20 protein-coding genes are annotated in these 19858 nt (G+C 61.7%); 15 read left to right on the top strand and 5 right to left on the bottom strand.

What is annotated here, in order from left to right:
* Window positions 1-175 precede the first annotated feature (175 nt).
* From HU731_RS12270 to HU731_RS12250, 5 genes are all read left to right on the top strand, one after another.
* Window positions 176-2086, top strand: a complete 1911-nt coding sequence (locus HU731_RS12270) for a sigma-54-dependent Fis family transcriptional regulator (protein WP_186609387.1) — start codon at window positions 176-178, stop codon at window positions 2084-2086.
* A 679-nt stretch (window positions 2087-2765) separates the two neighbouring features.
* On the top strand, window positions 2766-3413 hold the full coding sequence (locus HU731_RS28410; RefSeq protein WP_225931655.1) for a hypothetical protein: 648 nt from the start codon (window positions 2766-2768) through the stop codon (window positions 3411-3413).
* A 131-nt stretch (window positions 3414-3544) separates the two neighbouring features.
* Complete coding sequence (gene mpl / locus HU731_RS12260; RefSeq protein WP_186609394.1) at window positions 3545-4894, top strand: UDP-N-acetylmuramate:L-alanyl-gamma-D-glutamyl-meso-diaminopimelate ligase; 1350 nt, start codon at window positions 3545-3547, stop codon at window positions 4892-4894.
* Complete coding sequence (ubiX, locus tag HU731_RS12255; protein ID WP_032895136.1) at window positions 4891-5520, top strand: flavin prenyltransferase UbiX; 630 nt, start codon at window positions 4891-4893, stop codon at window positions 5518-5520. Before mpl ends, ubiX begins: the two co-directional genes overlap by 4 nt.
* Window positions 5513-5797, top strand: coding sequence for a YceK/YidQ family lipoprotein (locus HU731_RS12250; RefSeq protein ID WP_003194502.1), 285 nt, complete (start codon window positions 5513-5515; stop codon window positions 5795-5797). Before ubiX ends, HU731_RS12250 begins: the two co-directional genes overlap by 8 nt.
* Before the next feature lie 513 nt (window positions 5798-6310).
* On the opposite strand, the gene HU731_RS12245 is transcribed toward HU731_RS12250, so the two are convergent.
* From HU731_RS12245 to HU731_RS12235, 3 genes are all read right to left on the bottom strand, one after another.
* Window positions 6311-6952: an oxidoreductase gene (locus tag HU731_RS12245; RefSeq protein ID WP_014720096.1), complete on the bottom strand. Its 642-nt coding sequence runs from the start codon at window positions 6950-6952 to the stop codon at window positions 6311-6313.
* A gap of 29 nt (window positions 6953-6981) precedes the next feature.
* Window positions 6982-8700, bottom strand: a complete 1719-nt coding sequence (locus tag HU731_RS12240; protein ID WP_186607117.1) for a C13 family peptidase — start codon at window positions 8698-8700, stop codon at window positions 6982-6984.
* A gap of 196 nt (window positions 8701-8896) precedes the next feature.
* Window positions 8897-9352: a MaoC family dehydratase gene (locus HU731_RS12235; protein WP_003194496.1), complete on the bottom strand. Its 456-nt coding sequence runs from the start codon at window positions 9350-9352 to the stop codon at window positions 8897-8899.
* Between the two features lie 182 nt (window positions 9353-9534).
* Between HU731_RS12235 and HU731_RS12230 the strand changes: the two genes are divergently transcribed.
* The 4 genes from HU731_RS12230 to HU731_RS12215 all read left to right on the top strand — a co-directional run bounded on the left by HU731_RS12230 (window position 9535) and on the right by HU731_RS12215 (window position 11530).
* Window positions 9535-9888 carry a CidA/LrgA family protein gene (locus tag HU731_RS12230; RefSeq protein WP_003194494.1) on the top strand — a complete coding sequence of 118 codons (354 nt, stop codon included), beginning with the start codon at window positions 9535-9537 and terminating at the stop codon, window positions 9886-9888.
* Complete coding sequence (locus tag HU731_RS12225) at window positions 9885-10601, top strand: LrgB family protein (protein WP_186607118.1); 717 nt, start codon at window positions 9885-9887, stop codon at window positions 10599-10601. Before HU731_RS12230 ends, HU731_RS12225 begins: the two co-directional genes overlap by 4 nt.
* Before the next feature lie 22 nt (window positions 10602-10623).
* Complete coding sequence (locus HU731_RS12220) at window positions 10624-11214, top strand: LON peptidase substrate-binding domain-containing protein (RefSeq protein WP_186607119.1); 591 nt, start codon at window positions 10624-10626, stop codon at window positions 11212-11214.
* 100 nt (window positions 11215-11314) lie between these two features.
* A complete protein-coding gene (locus HU731_RS12215) occupies window positions 11315-11530 on the top strand; it encodes a hypothetical protein (protein WP_032895144.1) in 216 nt (71 codons plus the stop codon).
* On the opposite strand, the gene HU731_RS12210 is transcribed toward HU731_RS12215, so the two are convergent.
* Window positions 11524-12840, bottom strand: a complete 1317-nt coding sequence (locus HU731_RS12210; protein ID WP_186607120.1) for a bifunctional DedA family/phosphatase PAP2 family protein — start codon at window positions 12838-12840, stop codon at window positions 11524-11526. The genes HU731_RS12215 and HU731_RS12210 overlap by 7 nt on opposite strands.
* Window positions 12841-12992: 152 nt before the next feature.
* Window positions 12993-13676: a DNA-3-methyladenine glycosylase gene (locus HU731_RS12205; protein ID WP_098950274.1), complete on the bottom strand. Its 684-nt coding sequence runs from the start codon at window positions 13674-13676 to the stop codon at window positions 12993-12995.
* A 175-nt stretch (window positions 13677-13851) separates the two neighbouring features.
* Here HU731_RS12205 and HU731_RS12200 point away from each other — a divergent pair, with 175 nt between their 5' ends.
* The 6 genes from HU731_RS12200 to rodA all read left to right on the top strand — a co-directional run bounded on the left by HU731_RS12200 (window position 13852) and on the right by rodA (window position 19848).
* Window positions 13852-15117 carry a glutamate-5-semialdehyde dehydrogenase gene (locus tag HU731_RS12200; protein WP_034126904.1) on the top strand — a complete coding sequence of 422 codons (1266 nt, stop codon included), beginning with the start codon at window positions 13852-13854 and terminating at the stop codon, window positions 15115-15117.
* Window positions 15117-15761: a nicotinate-nucleotide adenylyltransferase gene (gene nadD / locus HU731_RS12195; RefSeq protein ID WP_003194480.1), complete on the top strand. Its 645-nt coding sequence runs from the start codon at window positions 15117-15119 to the stop codon at window positions 15759-15761. The genes HU731_RS12200 and nadD overlap by 1 nt, the downstream gene beginning before the upstream one ends.
* A 66-nt stretch (window positions 15762-15827) precedes the next feature.
* Window positions 15828-16322, top strand: coding sequence for a ribosome silencing factor (gene rsfS / locus HU731_RS12190; RefSeq protein ID WP_003176298.1), 495 nt, complete (start codon window positions 15828-15830; stop codon window positions 16320-16322).
* A 9-nt stretch (window positions 16323-16331) separates the two neighbouring features.
* A complete protein-coding gene (gene rlmH, locus HU731_RS12185; RefSeq protein ID WP_003176297.1) occupies window positions 16332-16799 on the top strand; it encodes a 23S rRNA (pseudouridine(1915)-N(3))-methyltransferase RlmH in 468 nt (155 codons plus the stop codon).
* 15 nt (window positions 16800-16814) lie between these two features.
* Complete coding sequence (gene mrdA, locus HU731_RS12180; protein ID WP_217894836.1) at window positions 16815-18713, top strand: penicillin-binding protein 2; 1899 nt, start codon at window positions 16815-16817, stop codon at window positions 18711-18713.
* Between the two features lie 31 nt (window positions 18714-18744).
* Window positions 18745-19848: a rod shape-determining protein RodA gene (gene rodA, locus HU731_RS12175; RefSeq protein ID WP_044268991.1), complete on the top strand. Its 1104-nt coding sequence runs from the start codon at window positions 18745-18747 to the stop codon at window positions 19846-19848.
* Window positions 19849-19858 lie beyond the last annotated feature (10 nt).

The following is a 19858-nucleotide window of genomic DNA, read 5'->3' as shown; positions in this document are numbered from 1 at the left end:
GAAATCAAGGGCTTGGGCTTTGTTGCAAGGCTTTGCTGTGGCAGGGGTGATACAGGTGACGTGACAGTTTGTGCCACAAACGGTACAGCCTGTGACCGGTGGGTCGGGCCGGGATTGCAATGGCCGGATGGCTGGGGGATGCTGGGCGTTCTCACGCAGGGAGAATAATAAGAACATGCATAACGATCATTTCAGTCGCCATGCCCAGCAAGTCTTGACCGTCACCCGGGGCCAAGAGCTTTCCCAGGGGCCGGGCAGCGACCCGTCCATCGCCCGCTCCTGGCTGCGCTGCGTGGAGGACTACCACCTCGACCCGTCGCTGACCATCGCGCCCACCGTGCTCGAACACGGGCGCCTGCTGGAAAGTCGCGAGCGCCTGCGCCAAGTGCTGCACATCGCCGGCAGTGAGATGAACAGCCTGCATCAACAGCTTTCCGGCGCCGGTCATGCGGTGCTGCTCACGGATGCGCGCGGGGTGATCCTCAACTGTGTCACCGCGCCGTCCGAGCGCAAGATTTTCGAGCGCGCCGGCTTATGGCTGGGCGCGGACTGGAGCGAAGCCTGCGAAGGCACTAACGGCATCGGCACCTGCCTGGTGGAGCGGCAGTCGTTGACGATCCACCGTGACGAACACTTTCGCGGCCGCCATACCGGGCTGACCTGCTCGGCCAGCCCGGTGTTCGACCCTCACGGTGAATTGCTCGCGGTTTTGGATGTGTCCTCGGCCCGCGAAGCGGTGTCGCGCCAGAGCCAGTTCCACACCATGGCGCTGGTGAACCTGTCGGCCAAGATGATCGAAAGCTGCTACTTCCTGCGCCACTTCGAACATCACTGGCTGCTGCGTTTTCACCTGCAGGCCGAGTCGGTCGGGTTATTCAGCGAAGGCTTGCTGGCGTTCGATGGTGAAGGGCGCATTTGTGCGGTCAACCAGAGCGCTCTGAACCTGTTGGGGCAGCTTCGAGGCGGCTTGGTGGGCCAGCCGGTGGACGCATTTTTCGACTGTTCCCTGGATCAGTTGCTGGGGCGGGCCAGTGCGAATGCCACGGCCAGTTGGCCGTTGCGCACTCGCGATGGCCGCCCGCTGTTTGCGGCGTTGCGAGGCCAGCCGCGCAGTGTGCCGGCCCCTATCATCAAGCCGCAGGCGCCACGGCCTTTGGGTATCTGCCTGGGCGACCCGGCGTTGCAAAATGAGCTGCGCAAGGCCTCGCGAGTGTTCGAGCGCGACGTGCCCTTGCTGATCAACGGTGAAACCGGCTGTGGTAAAGAAGCCTTCGCCAAGGCCGTGCACCAGACTAGCCAGCGGGGCGACAAGGCCTTTGTTGCGCTGAACTGTGCGGCGATTCCAGAAAACCTGATCGAGAGCGAATTGTTTGGCTATCGCGCCGGCAGTTTCACCGGCGCCCTTAAAGAAGGCATGCGCGGCAAGCTGCAACAGGCCGATGGCGGCACCCTGTTTCTCGATGAAATCGGCGACATGCCCCTGGCGTTGCAAACCCGCCTGTTAAGGGTGCTGGAGGATCGCCTGGTGGTGCCTATCGGCGGCGAACCCCAAGCCGTGAACGTGCGCATCATCAGCGCCACGCACCGTAATTTGCTGGAACGTGTGGCCGATGGCAGCTTTCGCGAAGACCTGTATTACCGCTTGAACGGCTTGGAAGTGGCCCTGCCGCCGTTGCGCGAACGCAGTGACAAGCCGCAACTGTTGGACTTCCTCTTGGCCCAGGAAGCAGGCACCGAACAGGTGAGGCTCGACGAGTCGGCGCGTCAGGCCTTGTTGGCATTTAACTGGCCCGGCAACCTGCGGCAGATGCGTACGGTGTTGCGCACGGTGGTGGCGCTCTGTGAGGGTGGGCGAGTCGGGCTTGAGGACTTGCCGGCGCTGATTCGCCAGGCGCGGCCGCAGGGGGAGAGGGTGGATGTGCCGTGCGCCTCGCCGCTGGAGAGCGCCGAGCGCCAGGCATTACTCGATGCGTTGGCGCAGCAACGCTGGCATATGAGCCATGTGGCTGAACAGTTGGGCGTCAGTCGCAATACGCTGTACCGCAAGTTACGCAAACATGGTATTTCACGGGACGTTATGCATTAGGGGCGCGACAGTTGTCGGAATAAATCAGTTATTGCGAACTGCTCGTTTTTTGTCCCACGTGATTTAAGGTTTTTTATCGCTCTACGCACTCACGTCGTCCCGGAACGTGGCGCGCTGTTTTAAGCACTGATGGAATAAGGGCAGCGCATCACTTGCCCTTAAACACCGTTGTTTGAAACTTCTAGGGTGACAACACATGAATATTACAAGTCCAATAACGACTCCTGTGCCACAACTCCCTGTTCAACTTGATAATACCCCTACGTCCCCTGCGCAATCTTTAAAGGCGGGCTGGGGCGAACCGATGCACCCCCTTGAGCCTGGTATGCAGGCGTCTGAGCAGGAGGCTGATCAAACGCCGAAGGTGCGCATCAAGCGTGGAATCTTCGGGCGGCGGTTCCCGCTTGGAGGAGGACCCGGACCCTCGATACCCGTGCCCCCCAGACCAACGCCCAGGGTACCGCCTGTCCCGGTCATTCCCACGCCCAACCGGCCTCAAACCCCGGGGGGTGGGAAAAAGCCGAAAACAAACCACGATACCCCTGGCACCAGCGTGAGCGCGGGCAGCTCAAGCCAGTCGACCGCAGATAAACTCCAGGATGTGCTGAACAAAAAACCTCAGACGCCCCCCCGCGGTGGGCCCCCCGCTGTGACACCGGAGGGTTCGCCCAAGGTCAGTGTGGCCGATGTCACCCAGCGACTGCTGGATGCCGACAGGCTGGTCAAAGCGGGCGTTATTTCTACATCACCCTCTACCAGCAAGACGGTCAAGGACGCGTTCATCAACGCAGGTGTCAATGGTATCGTCAGCGCGCCGATCAATGTGGGCGCGTATGCCGGATCCGTGGCTGCGGGGGAAGCGATCAAGGGTCAATACCTGCCCTCGCCAGTGGCTCCACCGCCACCGCATTTACCCGGCCTTGCGCAGCCCGATCAGAAGCCTACGTCGCAAACCGCTGCGCCATCCCCATCCGATGAGCCTGCGCCTGGAACCACGCGCCATCTGGATCGGGTAGAAAAAGTGGTACTGGAGTTTGCCAACGTCATCATGACACTGGCGTCTGGAAGCACCGGAGAGCGGCTAGCCATGGGCGACGGCTGGCCCAAGGAGCGCGGGGCACGCTTGACTAACCTGGAGCGGTTACTGAGCGTTTCAGAAACCCATATGAAGCAAGTGGCCGAGGATAACGGCATTATTTTCAAACCTCACATCGAGTCATCAACATCCCCCGGCACCGGGGGACGCTTAGGCGTAATCGAGCGTCGGTTTCATGCGTTGGAAAAAGCGGCTGAACGAATCATGGTCTTGAAAAACGCTGAGCTTTAAAAAGCCGGCACCACGGTTTTAGAGCATCCCTTTTGCCCGCCGGATCCTACCGGCGGGCGTTTCGCCCTCAGCTAATGCGTGCGAACTTTCCCACCCTACGCTAACCTGCCTCGATGTTTACGAGGTCGACTATGCACATTCATATTCTGGGTATCTGCGGTACGTTCATGGGTTCGATGGCGGTTCTGGCTAAAGAGCTGGGCCATCATGTAACAGGCTCCGATGCCAATGTTTATCCCCCCATGAGCACGCAGCTACAGGCGCAAGGGATTGAGCTGACTCAAGGTTACGACCCCGCGCAATTCGACCCGGTGCCGGACCTGGTCGTCATCGGCAACGCCATGTCGCGCGGCAACCCGGCGGTGGAATACGTACTGAACAAAGGCTTGCCTTACGTCTCTGGCCCCCAGTGGCTGGCTGACCATGTGCTGCAGGGCCGTTGGGTCCTGGCAGTGGCGGGCACCCACGGCAAGACCACCACCAGCAGCATGCTGGCCTGGGTGCTGGAGCATGCAGGCATGAGCCCGGGCTTTCTGATTGGCGGTGTGCCGCAGAACTTCTCGGTGTCGGCGCGCTTGGGTGAAACACCGTTTTTTGTGATCGAGGCCGATGAGTACGACAGCGCCTTTTTCGACAAGCGCTCCAAGTTCGTCCACTACCGCCCGCGCACGGCGATCCTGAATAACCTTGAGTTCGATCACGCAGATATCTTCCCCGATCTGCCGGCGATTGAGCGGCAGTTCCACCACTTGGTGCGCACCATTCCCAGCGAAGGCCTGGTCATTCATCCCACCACCGAGCCTGCGTTGCAGCGTGTGATCGACATGGGCTGCTGGACCCCGGTGCAAACCACCGGCGCGGGCGGGCAGTGGCAGGCCAAGTTGCTCAGCGATGACGGTTCGCGGTTTGAAGTGCTGTTCGAAGGCCAGGCCCAAGGCATCGTTGACTGGGGCATGACTGGCCAGCACAACGTAGCCAACGCCTTGGTGAGCCTGGCCGCCGCCCGGCATGTCGGCGTGGTGCCGGCCATGGGCATTGCCGCCTTGAGCGCCTTCAAGAGCGTGAAGCGGCGCATGGAAAAAGTGGCCGACGTGAATGGGATTACCATTTACGACGACTTTGCCCACCACCCAACCGCAATTGCCACCACCCTCGATGGCCTGCGCAAGCGCGTCGGCGATGCGCAGATCATCGCGGTCGTCGAGCCGCGCTCCAATTCCATGAAGCTGGGCGCGCACCGTGATGGCCTGCCCGAAAGTGTCAACGATGCCGACCAGGTGGTGTGGTATGCGCCAGCCAACCTCGGCTGGGATTTGCCGGGCATTGCTGCGCTGTGCACCATACCTTCGAAGGTTTGCGATTCGCTGGAAGGCATCATTGAGCAGGTGAAGTCCTTGGCCCAGCCCGGCACCCACGTGGTGGTCATGAGCAACGGCGGCTTCGGCGGCCTGCACGGCAAGCTGGCCGAGGCGCTGAAATGAGCGGGCCGGAGCGCATTACCCTGGCGATGACCGGCGCATCCGGTGCGCCCTACGGCCTGCGCCTGCTCGATTGCCTGGTGCGTGAAGACCGTGAAGTGCATTTTCTGATCTCCAAGGCGGCGCAGTTGGTGCTGGCGACCGAGACTGATGTAGCGCTGCCTTCCAAAGTGCAGATGATGCAGGCGTTCCTCACCGAGTACACCGGTGCGGCGGCGGGGCAGATCAAGGTCTACGGCAAAGAAGACTGGATGTCGCCGGTAGCTTCGGGCTCCGGTGCGCCGGCGGCGATGGTGGTGGTGCCATGCTCCACCGGTACCTTGTCGGCGATTGCCACGGGCGCCTGCAACAACCTGATCGAACGGGCGGCGGATGTGACCTTGAAGGAGCGCCGCCAGTTGATCCTGGTACCGCGCGAAGCGCCGTATTCGAGCATTCACCTGGAGCACATGCTCAAGTTGTCGAACATGGGCGTGACCATTCTGCCCGCGTCGCCAGGCTTCTATCACCAGCCGCAAACCATCGACGACTTGGTGGACTTTGTGGTGGCGCGCATTCTCAACCTGTTGAACATTCCCCAGGACATGCTGCCGCGTTGGGGTGAGCACCATCTGGGCGGCGATGAATAAGGCGCTGCTGCTGTTGATGGCGCTGCAACTCACCGGCTGCGCCACGGCGCGCACGCTGGATGCCGCGCAACCGGGCGCCCCGGTGGTGTATGCCGGCACGCGGCTGGATCTGTACGCGATCAACGGCGGCTGCTGCGCCAAGGACCGCTTTGGGGCCGAGGCCCCGAGCTATCCCCATCTCGACCTGCCGGCCAGTGCGTTGCTCGATACCTTGTTGTTGCCACTGTCGGTGTTGACGGTGCTGGGGGTTGGCTTCAACGCCACGGGCGGGCTGTAAGACAGTGGCTGCCTGGGCCGGCCCCGGCGGCCAGCGCATATCTACCTGACGCCCCGCGATCCAAATGTGGGAGCGGGCTTGCTCGCGAAGGCGTCCTGGCAGTCAACACAGTTGGATTGTGTACATATCCATTGCTGCGGTAACGGCCACTTAGGGTTCCGCCCTGACGGCGGCTCACTTTTGAAAAGCGCAAAAGTAAGCAAAACGCTCTTGCCCCACCACTCGGCACCTCGCTTAGGCTCGGTGTACCCGTAATCCGCCAGTGATTTGGGGGGCCGCCGCCACGCGCCATCCATGGCGCGGGGCGGCTAAACCGGCATCCCTGCCGGTTTACCCCCCAAATCCCTGTCGAATTCCGGCCAGCGTGGTTTAACGGGGCGCCTGAGATCAAAAGCAGGTCAAGAGCAAGATCAAGAGCGGCTCGCTTCGCATCGTGGTTAGCGTCTGCTGCTACAGCCGACAAAGTTGTGTAGATACCGATGCTGCGATGAGGCCAGTACCAGCCCCGCATCATTACTTGCCGAGCTTGCGCAACTCGTCCGACTCCACCACCCGCACGCCATCCTGTTCTTCCAGCGCCAGGCGCCACATGGCGCGGGCCAGTTCGCAGACTTCAATACCGTGGTACTTGCCCGGAATAAGCCGTGACAGCGGCCCGGCCAATTGTTCGGCCAGGCGCGGTTCCAGTCGTTCGCCCAGCAGCAGCGACGGACGTACGATGGTCAACTGCGGCCAGTCTTGCGCTCGTAGCGCCAGTTCCATCTCCCCCTTGACCCGGTTGTAGAACACCGAGGATTTCGGGTCGGCGCCAATCGCACTGATCACGATCAGGTGCCGCGCACCCAGTTCCCGTGCGCGCTTGGCGAAGGCCACCACCATGTCCAGGTCGACCGCACGGAACGCCGCTTCCGAGCCGGCCTTTTTGATCGTGGTGCCCAGGCAGCAGAAGGCGATATCTACGCGGCCGCTCAGTTGCGGCAGGAACACAGCCGGGTCGCCCACCGGGTTTTCCAGGCGTGGATGTTCAGCCAATGGTTTGCGGCTGGGTGCCAGCACGCGGGTCACGGTGGGTTCGTTGAGCAGGCGGTCGAGCAGGTGTTCGCCCGTGAGGCCGGAAGCCCCGGCCAGCAAGATATGCTGCGGTGTCAGGTACATGGTGTTTCCCCCTTGTTACACGTTACAGCTTAGTTGCCTTTGGCTTCCTTGCTATTCATTGAGACGCTTTCGAGCGCCTTTCGTGCCTGCTGTTTACGTAATAATTGCCAATGGGCGATCACGCCTTTAGGCGCCCAGATCTGCGGTTCGGAGGCTTCGAAATTGTCCGCCTGTTCGCGTTCGGCCACGTGCAGTTGTGCCAGTTTGAAGGCGTGTTGCAAATCGTCCGTTTGGTTGAAGGCTTGTGCGAAAAGGGCATCACCGAAATAGGTGAAGTCTGCTTCTTCCGAGCAGCCGAACGACACGCGGTCTGCGCGGGAGGCGGTCATGATCAGGGTGCGCTCATCTTTGAGCGCCGGTATGAAGCCGCCGGAGTAACACGCGGAGATCACGATGACCTTGTCACGGTTTTTCAGCGGTGCGAGCACGGCGGCCAGTTCATCGGCGGGCAGGTCGGCCAGTTCCATGCGCGGTTGGTCGAGCACCAGCTCATGCTCATGGGTGCCATGGCTGGTCATGTAAATGAACACCAGGTCTTCCGGCCCGGTCCGTTCGGCCAGGGTTTGTACGGAGCGGCGCAGGCTTTCGCGGGTGGCCAGAGGGCGGTCGGCGATATGGTCGCGGTGGTTGACCAGGCGCAGCTGCCCGCGAGCACCAAAGCGGGTGGCAAGCAGGTTGCTGACGTAATCGGCCTCGCGCAGGAACACGCTTTGCTTGCCGTCGCCCGCCAGCACCAGGGTGTACAGCTCCACGGCTGGGGTGGACGCGGGCACGGCTGCCAGGGCGTCATCGAGCAAGCGGCCTTGGGCCAGAATGCCGGTCTCCAGTGGGTCGGGCAGCAGCGTGCCCTCGGCGTCGCGTACGCGCAGGCCATTGACCCAGGTGCCGGACTGCACGGTGCCGTCGGTGAGCACCAGCGTGCCACGGCCTTGATAGTTGTCGCTGTCGAAGCCACCGATATAGAAACTGCCGTCGGTGAGGTTCAGGCGCCCATCGCCGGTAAAGCGCCAGTCACTGAACTGGCCGACATAGTGGCTGCCATCGACCCCGATCAATTCGCCTTTGCCGGTCAGCGCGCCTTCCTTGAACTGGCCGATCCACACATCACCGTCGGCGTTCTCGTAGCGGCCTTTACCGTTGAGCTGGTTCTGCTTGAACTGGCCGACATAGATATCGCCTTCGGCGCTGTTGAAAGTGCCGTTGCCTTCCAGTTGGCCATCGACAAAGCGGCCGCTGAACTGGTTGCCGCTGTCGTCATTGCGCTGGCCTTCGCCATTGGGCTTGCCGTGGGCGAACTGGCCCTGATACTGGCTGCCGTCGGCCAGTTCCAGGCGGCCGAGGCCCGAGTACTGGTCGTCCTGGAATTCGCCGCGATACGTCATCTGCCCCTCTTTGAGGGTGCCTTCGCCGTTGCGTCGACCGTTCTTGAAGCCGCCCACGTAGCTGCTGCCCGAGGTGGTCAGGCTGCCTTGGCCATCAAACAGGCCCTGCTTGAATTCGCCTTTATAGACTTCGCCATTGCTGCCATGCCATTCGCCCTGGCCGTGCCACTGGCCTTTGTCGAACTGGCCGGCGTACCAGCTGCCATTGGGGTAGTCCACACGGCCTTGGCCTTGCAGCAAACCGTTGACCACATCGCCACGGTAGCGGCCGCCATCGGGCAGGCGCGCATCGGGCGGCAACAGCGATTCGCCGTCTCCGCAAGCGGTGAGCAACAGGGCAAGGGCAAGGGGAGCGAGTGGGCGCATAGCGGGATCCGGATAATTGAGCGCCGAGTATGCCGTAGCCGGGGTGCCGAACCTAGTGGTCTATGTGCAGGATCTACCACCTGTAGGCGCGGGCTTGCCCGCGAAAAACTCACAGGCGCCGCATTTGTTCAGCCAGCACGCGTTATCGATGACGACCTTCGCGAGCAAGCTCGCTCCTACAGTGGAGGTGTGGTGGTTATACGAAGCACAGTGACAGCGACTCGGCGATGTAGGCCGGCTTCTCTTGGCCTTCGATTTCCAGGGTGGCGGTGGCCTTGAACAGCCATTGGCCGGGCTTCTTCTCGGTGACGTCAGTGAGGGTGACGTTCAGGCGCACCTTGGAATTCACTTTCACCGGCTGGATAAAGCGCACGCTGTCCAGGCCGTAGTTGACGGCCATCTTCAAGCCTTCGGGCATGATCAGGATGTCTTCCATCAGCTTGGGCATCAGCGACAGCGACAGAAACCCGTGGGCGATGGTGCTGCCGAACGGGGTTTGCGCCGCCTTGACCGGGTCGACGTGGATGAACTGATGATCGCCAGTGGCTTCTGCGAACAGGTTGATACGCGCCTGGTCGATGGTGAGCCATTCGGAACGTCCCAGTTCCTTGCCGACGTAATCTTTGAGCTGCGCTACGGGTACATAGGGCATTGCGTCTCTCCTTGGTTCATCATTTTTGCCCATCGGTAACGGGCGTTTTTATCGGTGACAGAGAACCAATGTAGATCATCATGGGCAATCAGCCCGGTCAACCCAAGATGCTTTTGGCGAATGCCGGAGCATAGGGCAGGCATGCTTATAATGCGCGCGAGCGTTGAGGGGGAGAGAGCGGGATGCTGTTACGTGGCCTGACCTGGCTGGTGCTGTTTCAATTGATCGGCACCGCGATCAATCATTTGCTGGTGCCGGTGCTGCCGGGGCCGATCATCGGCTTGTTGCTGATGCTGGGCTTTCTGGTCTGGCGCGGTGAAGTCGGCGAGCCTCTGAGCCTGGCGGCCGGCAGCCTGTTGCGTTACCTGCCACTGCTGTTGGTGCCGCCGGCCGTGGGGGTGATGGTGTACGCCAAGGACATCGTGGCGGATTTCTGGGCCATCGTCGGGGCGTTGGTGTTGTCGCTGGTGATCGCCATGGGCTTTGTCGGTGTGCTGATGCAGCAGATGGTCAAGCGCAAGGAGAAGGACCAATGATCCTCGACTGGCACGGCGCCTGGACGGCGGTCATTCATCACCCGCTGTTCGGTATCGGTATCACCCTGGGCGCCTATCAACTGGTGCTGGCGGGGTTCGAGAAAACCCGCTGGATCTTCCTGCAACCGGTGCTGGTGTCGATGTTGCTGGTGATTGGCGTGCTGCTCACCTGCGGGCTGAGCTACGCCGAATACCGCAAGAGTACCGAGATCATGGGCATCCTGCTGGGGCCTGCAACCGTGGCCCTGGCGGTGCCGCTTTATTTGAACCTGCGACGGATTCGCCAATTGTTCTGGCCGATTTTTACTACGCTGGTGGTAGGCGGGGTGTTGGCCACCGGCCTTTGTGTGGCGTTGGGGTGGTGGTTCGGGGCCGAGCACCGGGTGCTGATGACCATGGCGCCCAAGTCGGTGACCTCGCCGATTGCCATGCTGGTGGCCGAGCAGATCGGCGGCGTGGCGGCCTTGGCAGCGGTGTTTGTGTTGATCACGGGGGTGGTCGGCGCGATGATCGGCCCAGCGCTCTTGACGCGCCTGGGTGTGCGCAGCCCCGAAGCGCGCGGCATGGCCTTGGGCATGACCGCCCACGCCGTCGGCACCTCGGTGGCCCTGCAGGAAAGCGAAGAATGCGGCGCCTTCGCGGCGCTGGCCATGAGTTTGATGGGCGTGGCCACGGCGGTGTTCCTGCCGTTGGCGGTGTCGGTCATTGTTTAAACCAGGTTTTAAGGAAACCGTTATGAGTCTGGCGCTATTCCCCCTCAACACTGTGTTGTTCCCGGGCTGCACCCTCGACTTGCAGATATTTGAGGCGCGCTACCTGGACATGATCGGCCGTTGCATGAAAAAGGGCGAAGGCTTTGGTGTGGTGTGCATCCTGGATGGCTCAGAGGTGGGCATGGCCCCTGACGGTTATGCGCTTGTCGGTTGCGAAGCGCTGATTCGTGACTTCAAGCAGCAGGACAACGGCCTGCTGGGCATTCGTGTCGAAGGTGGCCGCCGTTTGCGCGTGCGTGAAGCCGGCGTGCAAAAAGACCAGTTGCTGGTGGCTGACGTGCAATGGCTGCAAGAATTGCCGGACCAGCCACTGGGCGAAGAAGACGCCGACTTGCTGGCGTTGCTCGAGGCCCTGGCCGAGCACCCGATGGTGGCCTCGCTGGACATGGGCGGTGACGTCGAAGGCCAGCAAGCCCTGGGCAACCGGTTGGCCTATCTGCTGCCGTTTACCGAGGCCGACAAGATCGACTTGCTGCAACTGGACGACCCACAGCAACGCTTGGATGCGATCCAGATGTTGCTCGATGAACTGCAGGGCGAGCTGTTCACCTGAGGTTCGGATTTGCCTGACAGAGCTTTCAGACTTTGCTCGGTCGTCTCCACTGCGTCGCCTGCACTATTTTCCGATCACACAACAATGATCGGAGATAACCATGATTCGGCTGACACCCTCGGAACAAGTCGCGTGGGACGCTTATTTCGTCAGCGTGACCACGCAATTACTCCAGCAGCAAGCCTCGCGGGGCGCGGAGTACATCGCCGAGCGCGCCGCCGAAGTGGCCGATGAGATGCTGCTGGAGCGCCGCGAACGTTGCGTTGAACGGCGCAGCGCCTCCGTGGACTGGATCGGCCCGGCCAAGGGTCAGTAGGCGTACCTGAGCAGGGCGTGGGGCGTGCCGGTAAAGGCGATAAAACCGAGCACAGCCACCACGGCGGGCAGCACCAGCCACCAGGCTTTTTGCGACATGGCTGGCAATGGGCTGCGGTACTCGATGGCTGTCAGGCTCAACGCACACACGGTCATCGCCAGCAAGGTGCCGGCCAGGATGTCCGTGGGCCAATGAGCCCCCAGGTACACCCGCGACAAGGCAATGAACGCCGCGGGAATACAGCCCAGCAGCATCCAGGTCAGGCGCAGCCGCGTGGGTTGGCCGCGACCGGCCAATACCGCGAGCGCCAGGAAGAAGGCAAAGGCACCGGAGGCATGGCCGCTGGGCATGCTGAAGCTGGTCAGTGGGTCGGTGAGGATTTCCGGGCGACCACGGGCGAAAAACAGCTTGGTGCCGGTGTTGATCACTGCCGCGCCGGCGAGGGTGGCGCCGACAAATACGGCGTGGCGCCATTGCCGCGCCAACAGCAACAGGCCAGTGAACACGGCGCTGGCGAAAAACATCTTCTTGAACTCACCCAGTTGGGTGACCCGCACCATCACTTCGTCCAGCCACGGGCTGCGATGTTCCTGCACCAGGGCGCTCAGGCCCTGGTCGAAGTCATTGAGGTGGGGGTAGCCGATAAACAGCGCGATCAACAACACCAGGCTGGCGCAACCGATCCACAAGGTGGCGCGCCGATGCCCACGCCAACTGCTGTTCAAACTCAGTCCCAGCAGCACCGCGAGGCACGCCGCGATAATCGCCGCTTCCGGCCAGAAACCTTCCGGCAACGGCAGGCGGAACGCGGCGCCGGCGGCCCAGCCTGGCAGCAGATAGGCCACGGTCCAGCCCGCTGCGGCAATGATGCTCACAGCGGCAAAGCGCGGGAAGGGCATGTCGCACATGCCCGCGACCATGGGCAGCATGGGACGTAATGGGCCAATGAAACGTCCGACCAACAGGCTGGCAATCCCGTACTTGTGGAAATAGGTTTCTGCGCCGTTCATCCATTCAGGATGCTGGCGCAGGCCGGGCAGGCGCCGGATGTTCTGATGGAAATGGCGGCCCAGGTAATAGGAAACGCCGTCGCCCAACAAGCCGCCGAGGAAGCCCAGCAGCAGGGTTTCACTCAACGACAGCGCGCCGCTGCCGGCCAGCGCGGCGATTGCAAACAGCAACACCGTGCCTGGCACGATCAGCCCGGCAATCGCCAGGCACTCCACGCACGCGACAATAAACACCGCCGCTGCCAGCCATTGTGGGTTGAGGGTCAACCAGCCGGTGATGCTATCGAGCCATTGGCCCATACAATCCACTCCATGCATACATAGTCAAAAACACTGAAGATTCAGTTGTGGGAGCTGGCTTGCCTGCGATGGCGGCGGCATGGCCAGCATTGAAGTTGCCTGACCCACCGCTATCGCAGGCAAGCCAGCTCCCACATGGGATGTGTCGCGGGTTAAATCAAAAAATAATCCCGGCCTTCGACCTGCCCCCGACGCAGCGGGTTCCGCGTGCAATAAGGCGCATAGCCAGCATCGACGAAGCGGTACATCAAATGCTCATCGCGCCCACTGGGGATGCCCAGGCGCGTGGTCTGGATAATCTGCGTGGGCACCTGGCCCACGTCTTCGACATACAGCAGTTCCTGATCGAAGCGCTTGGCATCCCACATCGGCACTTTCAGGCCCAGGGCCTTGCACAGCAGCGTCTGGCCCGCACACAGTTTTTGCGAGGGGCGTGGGCTGCCATCGGGGTTGGGGTTGTTCAACAGCATCTGCGCCAGGCTCGCCGCCCCGGAAATGTCATCGACCCAGGGATAGGCCGATTTGATCAGCACGGCATTGCCCGGGCCGTGGGCGCTGAAGTTCAACGAATCGCCGCCACGGGCGTAGTACATGTAGATATGGCCACCATCCAGAAACAAAGCCTTACGCTTTTCTGTGTAGCCGAGTGAGGCGTGGCTGCCTTTTTCGGCCACGTAATAGGCTTCGGTTTCAATAATTCGCGCCGAAAGCCAGAGATCGCCCACGCGATGGCGAATGACTTTTCCGAGTAATTGGCGCGCAAGCAGTTGCGCGTCGCGGTCGAAGAAGCTATCGGGCAGGGGGCTGGCGGGGAGCTGGGGCGAAAAGTCGGGCATGGCGGTCAAGGGTTGATACGGCTAAATGTGACCGAATCATAACAACTCTCACCTTAATTACGCCTGAACCTGGGGTTTTTACAGTTCATTTCGACCATCCGCCCCTCACCGCTGTCAGTCGGGCGGCGTCACAGCTATAATCTGCCGCTTTCCTCTTTGCCAAGACTCCCTGACCATGACTGAGTCCGTTCTTGACTACATGACCCGCTTGGGTCGCGCTGCCCGGCAGGCCTCGCGGTTGATCGCCCGTGCGAGCACCGCGCAGAAGAACCGTGCGCTGCTGGCGGCTGCCGATGCTCTGGATGCTTCGCGCTCCGAGCTGACTGCCGCCAACGAACTGGACCTGGCCAATGGGCGCGCCAATGGCCTGGAGCCAGCCTTGCTGGACCGCCTGGCGCTGACCCCGGCGCGTATCGACGACATGATCGAAGGCTTGCGTCAGGTGGCCAAGCTGCCTGACCCCATCGGTGAAATTCGCGACATGCGTTACCTGCCGTCCGGCATTCAGGTGGGCAAAATGCGCGTGCCCCTGGGCGTGATCGGCATCATCTATGAGTCGCGCCCGAACGTGACCATCGACGCCGCGAGCCTGTGCCTGAAGTCGGGCAACGCCACCATCCTGCGTGGCGGCTCCGAGGCGATCAATTCCAACCGCGCCATCGCCGCCTGCATCCAGCAGGGCCTGGCCGTGGCCGAGTTACCGGCCGAAGTGGTGCAAGTGGTGGAAACCACCGACCGTGCCGCCGTGGGCGCGCTGATCACCATGCCGGAATTCGTCGACGTGATCGTACCAAGAGGTGGCAAGAGCCTGATCGAGCGCGTCAGCCGCGATGCCAAGGTGCCCGTTATCAAGCACCTGGACGGTGTCTGCCATGTGTTCATCGACATCGCCGCCGACCTCGACAAGGCGATCCGCATCGCCGACAACGCCAAGACCCACCGCTACGCGCCGTGCAACACCATGGAAACCCTGTTGGTGCATGCCGGCATTGCCGAGCGCGTGCTGCCGCCGCTGGCCGCCATTTACCGCGACAAGTCGGTAGAACTGCGCGGTTGCGAGCGCACCCGTGCGTTGCTGGGCGCGGACGTCATCGAGGCGACCGAGCAGGATTGGTACACCGAGTACACGGCCCCGATCCTGTCGATTCGCATCGTCGACGACCTGGACCAGGCCATCGAACACATCAATACCTATGGCTCCAAGCACACCGACGCCATCGTTTCCGAGCATTTCAGCGATGCCCGGCGTTTCCTCAACGAAGTGGATTCCGCTTCGGTGATGGTCAACGCCTCGACGCGTTTTGCCGACGGCTTCGAGTATGGCCTTGGGGCGGAGATCGGTATTTCCACCGACAAGCTCCACGCACGCGGCCCGGTGGGCCTCGAAGGGCTGACCAGTGAGAAGTACGTGGTGTTTGGCGACGGTCATGTGCGCACTTGATGACTAAACGCATCGGGCTGCTCGGCGGTACTTTCGACCCCGTGCACATCGGCCATTTGCGCAGTGCCCTGGAAGTTGCGGATGCCCTTGCGCTGGATGAGCTGCGCCTGCTGCCCAATTTCCGGCCGCCCCACCGCGACACGCCGCAGGTGGCCGCCGAGCAACGCCTGGAAATGGTGCGTGTTGCCGTAGAAGGTATATCGCCGCTGGTGGTGGACGATCGTGAACTCAAGCGCGATAAACCGTCCTACACTATCGACACCCTGGAGCTGATGCGCGCCGAATTGGCCGCAGATGACCCACTGTTTCTGCTTTTGGGCTGGGACGCATTTTGCGGCCTGCCCTCTTGGCACCGCTGGGAGGAACTCCTCCAGCATTGCCACATCCTGGTTTTGCAACGCCCGGATGCCGACAGCGAACCGCCGGATGCCTTGCGCAACCTGCTGGCCGCGCGGTCGGTAAGTGACCCCTTGGCCCTGACCGGGCCGAACGGGAATATTGCATTCGTCTGGCAGACCCCGCTTGCGGTGTCTGCCACCCAGATCCGTCAACTGCTGGCCAGCGGGAAGTCGGTACGTTTCCTGGTGCCTGACGCGGTCCTGGCCTACATCGATGCGCACGGGCTTTACCGTGCGTCGAACTAAAAAGGCGCGCTTGAACGCACGAACCGTGCAGCAAGCGCCCGAACATACGAGCAAAACGAGTTTTATATGACGAACAAAGACGTAAGCAAAGTTAAGCGCAAAGGCACCTTCAAAAGCGCGCCGCTGCCGGTTGAAGCCCACGTTGGCCCGGAACTGGCTGGCGAAGAGCTGGTGAAAGTCGCCGTGGCTGCCCTGGAAGACGTTAAAGCCCAGGACATCCAGGTGCTGGACGTGCGCGACAAGCAGAGCATCACCGACTTCATGATCATCGCCACCGGTACCTCCAACCGCCAGATCGGCGCGATGCTGGACAAGGTTCGCGAAGCCGTCAAAGCCCAGGGCGTCAAGCCACTGGGTGAAGAAGGCAAGGGCGACAGCGACTGGGTGCTGCTGGACATGGACGATGTGATCGTTCACATGATGACCTCCAACGCTCGCCAGTTCTATGACCTGGAGCGTCTGTGGAAAGGCGCCGAGCAGAGCCGTGCTGCCGATGGCAAGCACCACAGCCCGGAAGTGGGCCACGCGCACTTCGACAAGCTCAACAAAGACCAGGAATAAGGAACGGCTGTGCGCCTGCGTCTGATCGCTGTTGGTTCACGCATGCCCAAGTGGGTGGAAGAAGGCTGGCACGAATATGCCAAGCGTCTGCCCGCTGAGCTGTCGCTTGAGCTGGTGGAAATACCGCTCAATACCCGGGGCAAGAACGCCGACGTGGCGCGCTTTATCCGTCAGGAAGGCGAAGCCATGCTGGCCAAGGTCGGCCCCAATGAGCGCATCGTCACCCTTGAAGTGCATGGCAAGCCCTGGAGCACCGAGCAACTGGCGGTGGAACTGGATCGCTGGCGCCTGGATTCGCGCACGGTCAATTTCATGGTCGGCGGCCCCGAAGGGCTGGCGCCGGAAGTCTGTGCGCGGGCCGATCAGCGCTGGTCGTTGTCGGCGCTGACGTTGCCGCACCCGTTGGTAAGGATTCTGATCGGTGAACAGCTGTATCGCGCCTGGACAGTCCTGTCCGGGCACCCTTACCACAAATAGTCTGCGCCGCCCCCGATGACCCAACCGATCCGCATCAAGGACCACGAGAAAGACGCACGTCTGGTACGCGCGCGGGTGGTGTTCGGTGCTGTCTTGGTGGTGGTGCTGATGTGCGTGCTGATTGCGCGGCTGTATTTCCTCCAGGTGATCCAGTACGACTATCACTCCACGCTGTCGGAAAACAACCGGGTGCATGTGCAGCCGATTCCACCGACCCGTGGGCTGATCTTCGACCGCAATGGCGTAGTGGTTGCCGATAACCGGCCCAGCTTCAGCCTGAGCATGACCCGCGAGCGTTCCGGCGACTGGAAGCAGGTCCTCGATGTCATCGTCGAGGTGCTGCAACTGACGCCGGAAGACCGTGTGGTCTTCGAGAAACGCATGCGGCAGGGGCGCCGGCCGTTCGAGCCGGTGCCGATTCTGTTCGAGCTGACCGAAGAGCAGATCGCCCGCATTGCGGTGAACCAGTTCCGCCTGCCGGGTGTGGAAGTAGTGGCGCAGTTGGTGCGGCATTACCCGCAAGGGCCGCATTTTGCCCACTCGGTTGGCTACATGGGGCGGATCAACGAGAAAGAGCTGAAAACCCTCGACCCGATCAACTACAGCGGCACCCGCCATATTGGCAAAACCGGCATCGAGCGCTTCTACGAGGCCGAGTTGCATGGCCAGGTGGGTAACGAGGAAGTCGAGACCAATGCGCGTGGCCGCGTATTGCGCGTGCTCAAGCGCACCGACCCGGTGCCGGGCAAGGACATTGTCCTGAGCCTGGACATCAAGTTGCAGGAAGCTGCCGAGATGGCCCTGGGCGGTCGGCGGGGTGCCGTAGTGGCGCTGGACCCGAAAACCGGCGAAGTGCTGGCGATGGTCAGCCAGCCCAGCTTCGACCCCAACCCGTTTGTGACTGGCATCAGCTTCAAGGCCTACGCCGAGCTGCGTGATTCCATCGACCGGCCACTGTTCAACCGCGTATTGCGCGGCCTGTACCCACCGGGCTCGACCATCAAGCCGGCGGTAGCGATTGCCGGCCTGGATGCTGGCGTGGTCACGGCCTCAAGCCGGGTGTACGACCCTGGCTATTACATGCTGCCCAACTACGACCACAAATACCGTAACTGGAACCGCTCCGGTGACGGCTATGTCGACCTGGATACCGCGATCATGCGCTCCAACGACACCTATTTTTACGACCTGGCCCATAAACTGGGAATTGATCGGCTGTCTGCCTACATGGGTAAGTTCGGCCTCGGTCAGAAAGTCTCCCTGGACATGTTCGAAGAATCCCCCGGCCTGATGCCGTCGCGGGAGTGGAAGCGTGCGACCCGCCGCCAGGCGTGGTTCCCCGGCGAAACCCTGATCCTGGGTATCGGCCAGGGCTATATGCAGGCCACTCCGCTGCAACTGGCCCAGGCCACGGCGCTGGTGGCGAACAAAGGCGTGTGGAACCGGCCGCACCTGGCCCGGACCATCGAAGGCGAAAAGCCGGTGGACGACAACCCGATTCCTGACATCGTGCTGCGTGACCCGTCCGACTGGGCCAAGGTCAACCACGGCATGCAGCAGGTGATGCACGGGGCTCGCGGTACCGCACGCAAGGCGGCAATCGGCGCGCAGTACCGCATTGCTGGCAAGAGTGGTACGGCCCAGGTGGTCGCGATCAAGCAGGGCGAAAAATATGACCGCTCCAAGGTGCAGGAACGCCACCGCGACCACGCCTTGTTTGTCGGCTTTGCCCCGGCGGAAGACCCGAAAATCGTGGTGGCCGTAATGGTCGAGAACGGCGAGTCCGGCTCCGGCGTCGCGGCCCCCGTGGTACGCCAGGTGATGGACGCCTGGCTGCTGGCCGACGATGGCCGGCTCAAGCCCGAGTATGGCGGCCCCCCTTCAAGCCCCGAGGTTACGGCCCGTGAAGAGTAATTTTGACCGCATCCTCTCCAGTGAAGATGTGATGCGTCGCCGTGCGACGTTGCTGCAACGCATGCACATTGATGGCCCCTTGCTGATCCTGCTGCTGACCCTGGCGGCCGGCAGTCTGTTCGTGCTGTATTCGGCCAGCGGCAAGAACTGGGACTTGCTGATCAAGCAGGCGTCCTCGTTTGGCCTGGGCCTGCTGTCGATGGTGGTGATCGCTCAATTGGAGCCGCGCTTCATGGCGCGCTGGGTGCCCCTGGGCTATGTCGCCGGCGTGTTGCTGCTGGTGGTGGTGGACGTCATGGGCCACAACGCCATGGGCGCCACACGCTGGATCAACATCCCCGGGGTGATTCGCTTCCAGCCGTCGGAATTCATGAAGATCCTGATGCCGGCCACCATTGCCTGGTACCTGTCCAAGCGCACCTTGCCGCCGCAGCTCAAGCACGTGGCGATCAGCCTGATCCTGATCGGCGTGCCCTTTGTGCTGATCGTGCGTCAGCCGGACCTTGGCACTTCGTTGCTGATCCTCGCCGGTGGCGCGTTCGTGCTGTTCATGGGCGGATTGCGCTGGCGCTGGATCCTCAGCGTGCTGGCCGCCGCCGTGCCCGTGGCCGTGGCCATGTGGTTCTTCTTTATGCACGATTACCAGAAGCAACGGATTCTCACGTTCCTCGACCCGGAAAGCGACCCGTTGGGCACCGGCTGGAACATCATCCAGTCCAAGGCGGCCATCGGTTCCGGCGGAGTATTTGGCAAGGGGTGGCTGCTGGGCACCCAGTCCCACCTGGACTTCTTGCCCGAGAGCCACACCGACTTCATCATTGCGGTGATGGGCGAAGAGTTCGGCCTGGTGGGCATTTGCGCGTTGTTGCTGATTTATCTTCTATTGATTGGTCGCGGCCTGGTGATCACCGCCCAGGCGCAGACGCTGTTCGGCAAATTGCTCGCCGGCAGCCTGACCATGACTTTTTTTGTTTACGTTTTCGTCAACATCGGTATGGTCAGTGGCCTGCTGCCGGTGGTTGGGGTGCCGTTGCCATTCATTAGCTACGGCGGAACTTCGCTGGTGACATTGCTGTCAGCGTTTGGGGTTTTGATGTCGATTCATACGCATCGCAAGTGGATCGCACAGGTTTGAATAAGGTGAA

Source organism: Pseudomonas salmasensis (genome assembly GCF_014268375.2).
Classification (GTDB): Bacteria; Pseudomonadota; Gammaproteobacteria; order Pseudomonadales; family Pseudomonadaceae; genus Aquipseudomonas; species Aquipseudomonas salmasensis.
Note: the sequence above shows the minus strand (reverse complement) of the source record. Positions and strands in the feature narration are given on the sequence as shown.

Bases quoted from the DNA above. Each gene is read 5' to 3' on its own strand.
- HU731_RS12270 (WP_186609387.1), top strand. From the start codon at position 176: ATGCATAACGATCATTTCAGTCGCCATGCCCAGCAAGTCTTGACCGTC.
- mpl (WP_186609394.1), top strand. From the start codon at position 3,545: ATGCACATTCATATTCTGGGTATCTGCGGTACGTTCATGGGTTCGATG.
- ubiX (WP_032895136.1), top strand. From the start codon at position 4,891: ATGAGCGGGCCGGAGCGCATTACCCTGGCGATGACCGGCGCATCCGGT.
- HU731_RS12250 (WP_003194502.1), top strand. From the start codon at position 5,513: ATGAATAAGGCGCTGCTGCTGTTGATGGCGCTGCAACTCACCGGCTGC.
- HU731_RS12245 (WP_014720096.1), bottom strand. From the start codon at position 6,952: ATGTACCTGACACCGCAGCATATCTTGCTGGCCGGGGCTTCCGGCCTC.
- HU731_RS12240 (WP_186607117.1), bottom strand. From the start codon at position 8,700: ATGCGCCCACTCGCTCCCCTTGCCCTTGCCCTGTTGCTCACCGCTTGC.
- HU731_RS12235 (WP_003194496.1), bottom strand. From the start codon at position 9,352: ATGCCCTATGTACCCGTAGCGCAGCTCAAAGATTACGTCGGCAAGGAA.
- HU731_RS12230 (WP_003194494.1), top strand. From the start codon at position 9,535: ATGCTGTTACGTGGCCTGACCTGGCTGGTGCTGTTTCAATTGATCGGC.
- HU731_RS12225 (WP_186607118.1), top strand. From the start codon at position 9,885: ATGATCCTCGACTGGCACGGCGCCTGGACGGCGGTCATTCATCACCCG.
- HU731_RS12220 (WP_186607119.1), top strand. From the start codon at position 10,624: ATGAGTCTGGCGCTATTCCCCCTCAACACTGTGTTGTTCCCGGGCTGC.
- HU731_RS12215 (WP_032895144.1), top strand. From the start codon at position 11,315: ATGATTCGGCTGACACCCTCGGAACAAGTCGCGTGGGACGCTTATTTC.
- HU731_RS12210 (WP_186607120.1), bottom strand. From the start codon at position 12,840: ATGGGCCAATGGCTCGATAGCATCACCGGCTGGTTGACCCTCAACCCA.
- HU731_RS12205 (WP_098950274.1), bottom strand. From the start codon at position 13,676: ATGCCCGACTTTTCGCCCCAGCTCCCCGCCAGCCCCCTGCCCGATAGC.
- HU731_RS12200 (WP_034126904.1), top strand. From the start codon at position 13,852: ATGACTGAGTCCGTTCTTGACTACATGACCCGCTTGGGTCGCGCTGCC.
- nadD (WP_003194480.1), top strand. From the start codon at position 15,117: ATGACTAAACGCATCGGGCTGCTCGGCGGTACTTTCGACCCCGTGCAC.
- rsfS (WP_003176298.1), top strand. From the start codon at position 15,828: ATGACGAACAAAGACGTAAGCAAAGTTAAGCGCAAAGGCACCTTCAAA.
- mrdA (WP_217894836.1), top strand. From the start codon at position 16,815: ATGACCCAACCGATCCGCATCAAGGACCACGAGAAAGACGCACGTCTG.
- rodA (WP_044268991.1), top strand. From the start codon at position 18,745: ATGCGTCGCCGTGCGACGTTGCTGCAACGCATGCACATTGATGGCCCC.